The organism is Bacillus sp. EB106-02-03-XG38, assembly GCF_058792175.1.
Map to the genome: position 1 here is coordinate 170,794 of NZ_JBYTED010000001.1, position 9,907 is coordinate 180,700.

The 9,907-nt window shown below is 34.5% G+C and carries 9 protein-coding genes and 1 pseudogene; 8 read left to right on the forward strand and 2 right to left on the reverse strand.

From position 1 onward, the window contains the following. Positions 1–6: 6 nt before the first annotated feature. Positions 7–771: an alpha/beta fold hydrolase gene (locus AC3WTI_RS00775; protein WP_087959529.1), complete on the reverse strand. Its 765-nt coding sequence runs from the start codon at positions 769–771 to the stop codon at positions 7–9. Positions 772–1,013: 242 nt separating this feature from the next. Here AC3WTI_RS00775 and AC3WTI_RS00780 point away from each other — a divergent pair, with 242 nt between their 5' ends. The 7 genes and pseudogenes from AC3WTI_RS00780 to AC3WTI_RS00810 all read left to right on the forward strand — a co-directional run bounded on the left by AC3WTI_RS00780 (position 1,014) and on the right by AC3WTI_RS00810 (position 8,199). Beyond that, positions 1,014–2,774, forward strand: coding sequence for an ABC transporter ATP-binding protein (locus AC3WTI_RS00780; protein WP_097841850.1), 1,761 nt, complete (start codon positions 1,014–1,016; stop codon positions 2,772–2,774). A gap of 88 nt (positions 2,775–2,862) precedes the next feature. Then, a complete protein-coding gene (gene hitR / locus AC3WTI_RS00785) occupies positions 2,863–3,540 on the forward strand; it encodes a response regulator transcription factor (RefSeq protein WP_218777776.1) in 678 nt (225 codons plus the stop codon). Next, positions 3,537–4,598: an envelope stress sensor histidine kinase HitS gene (hitS, locus tag AC3WTI_RS00790; protein WP_179861187.1), complete on the forward strand. Its 1,062-nt coding sequence runs from the start codon at positions 3,537–3,539 to the stop codon at positions 4,596–4,598. Before hitR ends, hitS begins: the two co-directional genes overlap by 4 nt. 178 nt (positions 4,599–4,776) lie before the next feature. Continuing rightward, positions 4,777–5,496 carry a 3-ketoacyl-ACP reductase gene (locus AC3WTI_RS00795; protein ID WP_000818985.1) on the forward strand — a complete coding sequence of 240 codons (720 nt, stop codon included), beginning with the start codon at positions 4,777–4,779 and terminating at the stop codon, positions 5,494–5,496. Between the two features lie 364 nt (positions 5,497–5,860). Continuing rightward, positions 5,861–6,730: pseudogene (locus AC3WTI_RS00800) on the forward strand (aminoglycoside 6-adenylyltransferase); the annotation flags it as partial. A gap of 230 nt (positions 6,731–6,960) precedes the next feature. Continuing rightward, a complete protein-coding gene (locus AC3WTI_RS00805; protein ID WP_097841851.1) occupies positions 6,961–7,788 on the forward strand; it encodes a peptidoglycan-N-acetylglucosamine deacetylase in 828 nt (275 codons plus the stop codon). 72 nt (positions 7,789–7,860) lie between these two features. Next, a complete protein-coding gene (locus AC3WTI_RS00810) occupies positions 7,861–8,199 on the forward strand; it encodes an SdpI family protein (protein ID WP_142305922.1) in 339 nt (112 codons plus the stop codon). 47 nt (positions 8,200–8,246) lie between these two features. On the opposite strand, the gene AC3WTI_RS00815 is transcribed toward AC3WTI_RS00810, so the two are convergent. Further along, complete coding sequence (locus tag AC3WTI_RS00815) at positions 8,247–8,855, reverse strand: NUDIX hydrolase (protein WP_087959534.1); 609 nt, start codon at positions 8,853–8,855, stop codon at positions 8,247–8,249. 82 nt (positions 8,856–8,937) lie between these two features. On the opposite strand from AC3WTI_RS00815, the gene AC3WTI_RS00820 reads away from it, so the two are divergent. Continuing rightward, positions 8,938–9,576 (forward strand): pyridoxamine 5'-phosphate oxidase family protein, encoded by a 639-nt coding sequence (locus AC3WTI_RS00820; protein WP_087959535.1) that lies wholly within the window; start codon positions 8,938–8,940, stop codon positions 9,574–9,576. Positions 9,577–9,907: the final 331 nt, after the last annotated feature.

Sequence of the window (9,907 nt, forward strand, 5' to 3'; positions counted from 1 at the left end):
TAGTTTTTACTGTAACTTCCCATTTAAAAATCGAGCGTATAGGTCATGGAAGTAGTTCGGGCGAAATAAGTTTGCTGCATGTCCTGCAAGCGGTATTTCTTTATATAAAACGTTAGGAAGAATGGACTTCAAATCAAAAAGACAAGATTTATAGAGATGATCATGTTCACCCATTACCCATAGAATAGGGTGGGGAAGTGATTTTAATTTAGATTTCAAATCGAATTCTAACCGGTGCCGTAATGATTGGGCAATAATTGATGAATGTAATTGCAATCCGAAACGGTAATAAATATTTCTTGAAATGACCGCGAACGGATTTGCCTTTAGTATGCCACTTGGAAAAATGGTATTCGCGTATTGAGAGAGCCATTTAGAGTAATCGTCCCCTCGCTTCTCCCAAAACTTTTGAAATACGTTATATAAAAGGGATGGATTATTATAATGTCCACCAATATGACAAATGCTTAATACTTTTTCTGGGTGCATTTGTGCAAAAATTGTAGAGATATAACAGCCATAACTTAGAGCGCAAATATGGGCTTTTTGAATACCTTCTTTTTCATATAATTTCAATAGTTGATCTACAAGGCGCTGTAATGAAAATTCGATAGCTTCTCCTTTATCATCGCCGTGACCTAATAAGTCATAAGTGATAATGTTGTAGGAGGCGGAAAATCGCTTATGCTCTTTTTTAAAAGCGCGACGATTGCCAACTAATCCATGAATAAAAATGATTGTTTCCTTTTCGGAATGTATATTTGTTTGCAAAAAGGATACTCCTTTCAATAACGGGAGATTTATATAGTATTGTAAACTGATTATCTATCATTCGCATAGAATAATATTAAGTACCAGGTAATAATATCAGATATTTATATCTGTTGTAAAGATGCGTTTGTATGTATATTTTGTAAAAACAGAAAAAGTGTGTTTACATTCAGTTTACATTCGTATTGTATTCTATTTTTAGAAAGAACAGTTTGGTTTAACACGAGGAGATGAACAGTGGAATGGAAGTTAGAAATGAAATGAAGAAAAAAGGGAGTTGGAGGCAGTTTTTACGCCTTATTCAAGATACAAATCCTCCAAAAGGGATTCTTGCTTTTGCATTATTAATGAGTTTGCTTTCTACAGGAGCGAGTTTATTTATACCAATGTTAACGAAGGGGCTAGTAGATAATTTCTCACTTTCGTCAATTAGTACAGGGCAAATTATTGGGCTAGTTGCATTCTTTATAATGCAAACTATAGCAGCAGGATTATCTATATATTTATTAAATTATATAGGACAGAAGATTGTCGCTGGACTAAGAGAACGTTTGTGGAAAAAGGTGCTTATTTTACCGGTAACTTATTATGATCAAAATAGAACAGGCGATACAATTAGCCGTATGACAAATGATACAGGAGTTGTGAAAACATTAATTTCTGAGCATTTGTCAAACTTATTAACAGGTGGTATTTCAATTGTCGGATCTTTAATTGTACTATTTGTTTTAGATTGGAAAATGACACTTTTACTTTTAACGGTTATTCCATTATCAGTACTTATTTTAGTTCCACTTGGACGAAAAATGTATAAGATTTCAAAAGCACTTCAAGATGAAACGGCTTCTTTTACTAGTGTATTAACACAAGTGTTATCAGAAATTCGTTTAGTGAAATCTTCGAACACAGAAAAAAGAGAATATGAAACTGGAAATAAAGGTATCGAAAAGTTATTGCAATTTGGATTGAAAGAAGGAAAAGTGCAAGCGTTAATTTCACCAGTTATGTCCTTTGTTTTAATGGCATTGCTTGTTATTATCGTAGGGTATGGTGGAATGCGAGTTTCTAGCGGTGCATTAACTACAGGGGAACTCGTAGCGTTTATTTTATATTTAGTTCAAATAATAATGCCAATGAGTCAACTATCTATGTTCTTTACACAATTCCAAAAGGCAATTGGTGCAACGGAAAGAATTAATACAATTTTAGAATATGAAGTAGAAGATCATGAAACTGGTGTGAAAGTTACAAATGCTAAGCAGCCAATCGTTCTTGAAAATGTACATTTCGAGTATAACGAAGAAGAGCAAGTGTTAAAGAATATTGGTTTCACAATTGAATCAGGCAAAGTAACAGCAATCGTAGGACCAAGTGGTAGCGGGAAAACGACGTTATTCTCATTATTAGAACGTTTTTATGAACCGACTAGTGGTGCCATTAAATTAGGAAAAGAATCAATTACGAGTTATTCACTACAATCATGGAGACGTCAAATTGGTTACGTTTCACAAGATAGTCCGTTAATCGATGGAACAATTCGTGATAACATTTGTTACGGTGTTGAGGGCGAAGTGACAGATGAAGAAATTGAAAAAGTAGCAGCGATGGCATATGTTGATGCATTTATTCATGATTTGCCAAATGGATATGCAACAGAAGTTGGAGAACGTGGTGTGAAGCTTTCTGGAGGACAAAGGCAGCGAATTGCGATTGCCCGAGCGTTGCTTAGAAATCCACAAATTCTTATGTTAGATGAAGCCACTTCCAGTCTAGATAGTAAATCTGAGTCTGTCGTTCAAAAGGCATTAAATAACTTAATGAAAGGCAGAACAACGTTAGTTATTGCACATAGACTCTCTACTGTTGTGGATGCAGATAAAATTATCTTTATAGAAAAAGGGAATCTTACAGGAAGCGGTACACATGATGAATTGCTACGCACACATGACATGTATCGTGAATTTGCAACGCAACAATTGAAAATTAAAGAGGCGGCATTATAAAATGAATAATCAGTGGGGAATTTGCTTCACTGGTTATTTGTTTTTAACATTAATAAAATAGGTGCTGAGTAGAAAGGGAATGGTTCTTGTGATACCTAAAATATTAATTGTGGATGACGATCCACATATTAGAGAACTTGTTTCTGTTTTTTTAGAACGCGAAGGTTTTCAAACATATGAGGCAGTTGATGGTCTAGATGCACTTCAGAAAATGGACGAAGTGAAAGTCGATATGATTATTCTCGATATCATGATGCCGAATATGGATGGATTTGATGTATGTTTTGAATTAAGGAAGTACTATGATATTCCGATTTTGATGCTAACTGCTAAAGGGGAGACGTCCCAAAAAGTAAAAGGATTTCACCTTGGAACAGATGATTATCTTGTAAAACCATTTGATCCGATAGAACTAGTAGTGAGAGTAAAGGCACTACTGAAACGTTACCAAATTACAGTATCGCAATCGATTCAAGTTGGAAATGTACTATTAAATCGTAAAACATTTGAAGTTACAATTCGAGAACAAACGGTTACGTTACCGCTAAAAGAATTCGAATTGCTCTTTACTTTAGGTTCTAAAGCGGGAAGAACTTGTTCGCGAGAGCAATTAATTGAAGATGTATGGGGATATGATTTTGAAGGGAATGAACGTACACTAGACGTTCATATTAATCGGCTACGTGAGAAATTTCAAGAAGAGAAGTCGAAGTTCAGTATTAAAACGATAAGAGGCTTAGGGTATCGATTAGAGGTAAGTAAATGAGAAAAAGAAAACGAATGAGTAAGTTGAAGATGTTGAAAGTAACGGGAGCGATAATAGCACTCTTTTCATTTCTTACTATCATTTGGTCGACAGCTTTTTATGTATCATCTAGTGTATTGGGTGCCCTTGAAATAAAGTTATCACCTTTTGTTACGTATCTCATTAGTGACATACTCAGTTTTGTATTTATGATTCTTCTTTGGATATTAATTGCAGTATTAATGAGGCCGAAGCGACAAGCAATGATTTGGACGATTATTGAACCGATACAAAAAATTGCAAAAGGAGACTTCTCCGTAAAGATACGAAATGAAGAAAAGTATGATGGAGAAATTGGTGTACTCGTAAAAAGTATAAATGATATGACAGATGAACTAAATGCGATGGAGAAAATGCGGCAAGAATTTGTGTCGAATGTTTCTCATGAAATACAGTCACCATTAACTTCTATAAAAGGATTCGCTAGAGCGCTACAAGATGATAATCTTTCCGAGGAAAAAAGAAAGCATTATCTTACTATTATTGAAACAGAAACGACGAGATTATCCAAACTAAGTCAAAATTTATTGAAACTAACTCTTTTAGAATCGGAAGAGTATACACCAGAAAAAGCGACGTATCGATTAGATCAACAGTTAAAGCAAATTGTATTAAATAGTGAACCGCTCTGGGCTGAAAAAGAAATTGAATTAGACCTTGATTTAGAAAAAGTGCATATAACTGCTGACCAAGAAAGTATGAGTCAAGTTTGGATTAATTTAATTCATAATAGTATTAAATTTACTCCAAGTGGCGGGACAATTACAATCCAGTTACAGGAACATGAGAAATTTGTAGAAATACGTATTCGTGACACGGGTATTGGTATATCTAAAAAACAAAAACAACATATATTTGAACGGTTTTTTAAAGCTGATTCTTCACGAAATCGAGCATATGGAGGAAGTGGTTTAGGGTTAGCGATAGTAAAAAAGGTGGTCGATCTACATCGAGGAGAAATAAAGGTTGAAAGTATAGAAGGACATGGTGCGGAATTTAGTGTACGTATTCCGAATTAGATAGGAAAGTAGTGTTAGGGGGTTCTACTAGCGCTATTTTTCTTTAAAGGTACTTGTATTCTTACTATAGTTACCTACAAGTAACCTACGCACATGAAAGTGCATCATTGCCTTTTTACATAAACATAGATACAATTTTAATATAATACATAACTGAGATGATTAAGGAGTGTTATACTTGGCAGAATTATTACAAGGCAAAAATGCTTTAATTACAGGAGCAGGTAGAGGGATTGGTCGCGCTGTAGCGATCGCATTAGCGAAAGAGGGCGTAAATGTAGGTCTTTTAGCTCGTTCAGAAGAAAACTTAAAAGCTGTAGCGAAAGAAGTAGAAGCAGAAGGCGTAAAAGCTGTTATTGCGACTGCTGATGTTTCTTCATATGAAGAAGTGACTACTGCGATTGAGACGTTAAAAAACGGTTTAGGATCTATCGATATTTTAATTAATAACGCTGGTATTTCTAAGTTCGGTAAGTTTTTAGAATTAGACGTTGCTGATTGGGAAAAAATCATTCAAGTAAACTTAATGGGTGTATACTATGCAACTCGTGCAGCTTTACCAAGCATGATTGAACAACAATCTGGTGATATCATTAACATTTCATCTACAGCAGGACAAAAAGGTGCACCTGTAACAAGTGCATATAGTGCTTCTAAATTTGGTGTTCTTGGCTTAACAGAATCGTTAGCGATGGAAGTTCGTAAGCATAACATTCGTGTAACAGCTTTAACTCCAAGTACAGTAGCAACTGACATGGCTGTAGATTTAGGATTAACTGATGGAAATCCTGATAAAGTAATGCAAGCGGAAGATATTGCAGAGTTTATCGTAGCGCAATTGAAATTAAATAAACGTACATTTATTAAATCTGCTGGACTTTGGTCTACCAATCCGTAAGGGATAAATGTATAAACAAAAGAAGGGATATCTATTCTGTAATGGAGTAGATGTCCCTTCTTTATTTTTACATGAAACGAAATGCTCTGTATAATCTAATGTAAATGATAAACAGCTTTAAAAAGGAATGTTTTGTTTCTATGAATTAATAGCTGCTGAGCAACGTGTAAGTGCTACAATGCGGAAGTAAAGGGATACGATTGATGGATATGGCAGTCGTAAAAGAAAAACGAAAGGAGATAAATAGAATGAAAAAGATGTTTGAAAAATTATAACATGTATCGTGTGCAACACAGTTAGCTCGTGGACCTCCAACATACTTGGAAATATAAGTTTATATAAAAAAATTGGAGGTTAGGAATAGATGAGAACTGAAAAAGAAATGCTAGACTTAATTATGAATACAGCAAAAGAGGATGAAAGAATTCGAGCTGTCATCATGAATGGATCGCGTGTAAATCCAAATGTGAAGAGAGACTGTTTTCAAGACTATGATATTATGTATGTTGTAAAAGATATAAGCTCGTTTACATCTAATCATAATTGGATACGTAGATTTGGAGAAATAATGATTGTGCAAATGCCAGAAGAAATGTCATTAATTCCAGCAGACGAAGACGGGAAATTTCCGTATTTAATGCAGTTTATGGATGGAAACCGAATTGATTTAACGCTCGTTCCATTTGATTTGATAAATAAGTTCGTTGGACAAGATAGTTTAAGTGAAGTGCTTCTGGATAAAGATAATTGCATTGTTGAATTTCCACCAGCAAGCGATAAAGACTACTTAATAAAAAAGCCAACAGAAAAAGAGTTTTTAGATTGCTGTAATGAATTTTGGTGGTGTAGTACGAATGTGGCAAAAGGACTATGGAGAGAAGAACTTTCTTATGCGAAAGGTATGCTCGATGGTCCAGTGCGAGATATGTTCATCGTAATGCTAGAATGGCATATTGGTATGAAAACAGACTTTACAGGTAATGCAGGGAAATTTGGAAAGCATTTTGAGCAATATTTTGAAGAAGATATGTGGGAGCAATTTAAAAAGACATTTTCTAATGCAGAATATGAAAACATATGGGAATCATTATTTGTCATGGGTGATTTATTTAGGAAAGTGGCGAACGAAATTGCTAACGCTTATGGATATTCGTACCCGCAAGGTGATGATGATGGAGTGACAAGTTATTTAAAACATGTGAAAGCTTTACCAAAAGATAGTACATCGATTTATCCCACTTTAATGGTCAGTAAGACCCACACCTCAAAATGCAGCGAAAGCAAAGAATTTAGGTGGGGGATCAACTGTCCATAAAAGTCCGATTGATTAAAGTTTCACTTTATTAATAATAGTCAGCAGTAAGACTGTCCAAATTACGGACAGTCTTATTTTTGTTCATGAATAGGAATTTCTCTAACAAAGTGCAGAGGAATCACATATGAAACTTTAGGGAGGTTTTTATCATGTATTATTTTTATTCACCACAAATGTTTGCTCCATATCAATGGGGACTAGAACGAGATGTTTCGTACGTCTATATGCCATATAACTCATTTTATTATGGAGACTATATAAGCTCATTGCCATACGTATATATCCCTCAAAACTATGAAGTACAGATGAAAGCAGATGAGCGTGGATCATGGACACCATTTTCTTGGGTTGAAAAATATGCGTATGCATTTTCAGGACCGTACAATAAAGCGGAAGTTGCTCTTACATTTGATGATGGACCAGATTTAGAATTCACGCCAAAAATATTAGATAAGTTAAAACAACATAATGTAAAAGCGACTTTTTTCCTGCTTGGTGAAAATGCAGAAAAGTTTCCGAATGTAGTAAAACGTATTTCAAATGAAGGGCATGTAATTGGCAATCATACGTATAGCCATCCTAATTTAGCGAAAGTAAATGATGCTGAGTACCGTAATCAAATTATAAAAACAGAAGAAATATTAAATCGTTTAGCTGGTTATGCACCAAAGTTTATTCGTCCTCCGTATGGTGAAATACTTGAAAATCAATTGAAGTGGGCAACAGAGCAAAATTTTATGATTGTACAGTGGAGTGTTGATACAGTTGATTGGAAAGGCGTAAGCGCGGATACAATTACAAATAATGTGTTAGGGAATTCATTTCCTGGAAGTGTTATCCTTCAGCATTCAACACCAGGTGGGCATTTACAAGGATCTGTAGATGCATTAGACAAAATCATTCCGCAGTTAAAAACGAAAGGTGCACGCTTTGTAACGCTGCCAAGTATGTTCCAAACATCGAAAGAGCGGAAGTGAATGCGTTGTAAAATTGGAAAAAACAGGATTATGTCATATAATGAAACTGTAGGTTAGGAGGGGATATAATTGATGTATGCACTAATAAACATAGGAATGAGTATTTTAATAGGTATTATATTTATACTTGCGGCAATTGTACTTCAAAAAAATCCACCGACCGATATTAATGCGGCATATGGTTATCGTACGAAACGATCTATGAAAAATAAAGAATTATGGGATGCAGGTAATAAGTATAGTGCAGAAGTGATGATGCAAAACGGATTCATCATGATGTTAATTGGAAGTGTTATTAGTATACTATTTAGATACCCCCATACAACGTTAGCGATAATGATCTTTATGCTAGTACTAATCATACGCTTATTCATACGAGTAGAGAAAAGATTGAAGGCACTTGAGCAATAGTGAAAAATAGGACTCCCAGCCGATATAGGTAGGGGGTCCTAGTCTAATTACAAATCATTATTTTTTAGTAAGTCTTTTCCTTGTTCAACAACAAATTCATAGTATGCAAGATCATATGGATAAATATCATCAAAAGTTATCGTTATTGGTTTATTACTCAAAACAGAAGTAGCTGTAAAAGATGAAATCTCTCTTTTTAATAGTTGTAGAAAAGCAGTTGCATGTATTTTCATCATATCGTCTACTTCTTCACCTGGTGCGAATGGAAGTGGATTGATTACATTGTGGAAATACATATGACAAAACTCGCGATCTGTAAGATTTGAAATTTCATAATCTATTTTAAAGATGCCCTTGTATGCTAAATCATTCGTTTGGAAAGAAAGTCCTAATTCCTCTTCAATTTCACGAAGACCGCCACTTTGTACATCTTCATCATGCATAATATGTCCAGCTGAAGTAATATCCCATATACCCGGAGCTTCTTTTTTGTTTTGAGAGCGTAATTGGAAATATAAAAACATATCTTCATCATCTATTTCTACAAACCAACAATGGAATGTTTCGTGCCAATCACCGTCACGATGCACTTCATCACGTAATTTCTTCCCAAGTATATTTCTTTCGGTATCAAATATTGTTAACCACTCTGTCATTTAATTTCCCCTTTCTGCCAATTATATTATACAATATTTATATTGAATTTTGGGAAAATAAAGAAAAAAGGAGATGGTATAAGTGGGGATTGAGAGCTCGGAAATAAAATCGATTATTTCAACAGAGGAAGAGTTACGGAAAATATTGGGGAAACCAAGTGAGCGAGCTTTGAAAAAAGTTATTTCATCACTAGACCACCATTGCATAGATTTTCTGTCCAAATCTCCTTTTCTAGTATTATCTACTGCAAATAAATTAGGAGAGTGTGATGCTTCGCCGAGAGGAGATGCACCTGGATTTGTATACGTATTAAATGATAATAAAATTATTATTCCAGAAAGACCAGGCAATCGCCGTATAGACTCCATTTTGAATATTATTTCAAATCCACGTGTAGGATTACTCTTTTTTATTCCGGGACTTGGAGAGACTCTCCGAATAAATGGAAGAGCGTATATTACAAACGACGAAGCCATTTTGCAAGAAATGCAGGCGAATGGGCGCAATCCGTTACTTGGAATTGTTGTTGAAATAGAAGAGGGTTATATTCATTGTGCAAAAGCTTTTATTCGTTCTAATATGTGGAATCCAGAATCTTGGTTACATAAAAAAGAGTTACCTTCAGCAGCAAAAATGTTATTGGAACATGCGAAAGTAAATACTTCTGAAGAAGATGTTGCACGTTCTTTAGAAGAAAGTTATACGAAAAGATTGTATTAATAAAATTTTATTAATATAGTTTTGTAAGGTGGATATGTACGTGGTTTAGAATAGAATATTTATATATGAAGCGTTGATTTACAAAGTGGAGAAATAACAAAATAGGTAAATCGATCGGGCGTAGCATAATGTTATTGTAAAATATGATAAAAAATGATTTTGAAAATAGATAGTAAAAATAGGCTTGCTTTTTAAAAAGTTGATAACTATAATAAGTTAACAAATAGACATGAACGAAAAAGTAATGATAAGGACACGAAATCATTTTTACGGTTTACAGAGAGGGAAGTCAAGGGTGTGAGCTTCCTAACACGAGAAATGATTTTACCAC

Coding starts and splice junctions, on each gene's coding strand:
- AC3WTI_RS00780 (WP_097841850.1), top strand. CDS start 1,014: ATGGAAGTTAGAAATGAAATGAAGAAAAAAGGGAGTTGGAGGCAGTTT.
- AC3WTI_RS00805 (WP_097841851.1), top strand. CDS start 6,961: ATGTATTATTTTTATTCACCACAAATGTTTGCTCCATATCAATGGGGA.
- hitS (WP_179861187.1), top strand. CDS start 3,537: ATGAGAAAAAGAAAACGAATGAGTAAGTTGAAGATGTTGAAAGTAACG.
- AC3WTI_RS00815 (WP_087959534.1), bottom strand. CDS start 8,855: ATGACAGAGTGGTTAACAATATTTGATACCGAAAGAAATATACTTGGG.
- AC3WTI_RS00810 (WP_142305922.1), top strand. CDS start 7,861: ATGTATGCACTAATAAACATAGGAATGAGTATTTTAATAGGTATTATA.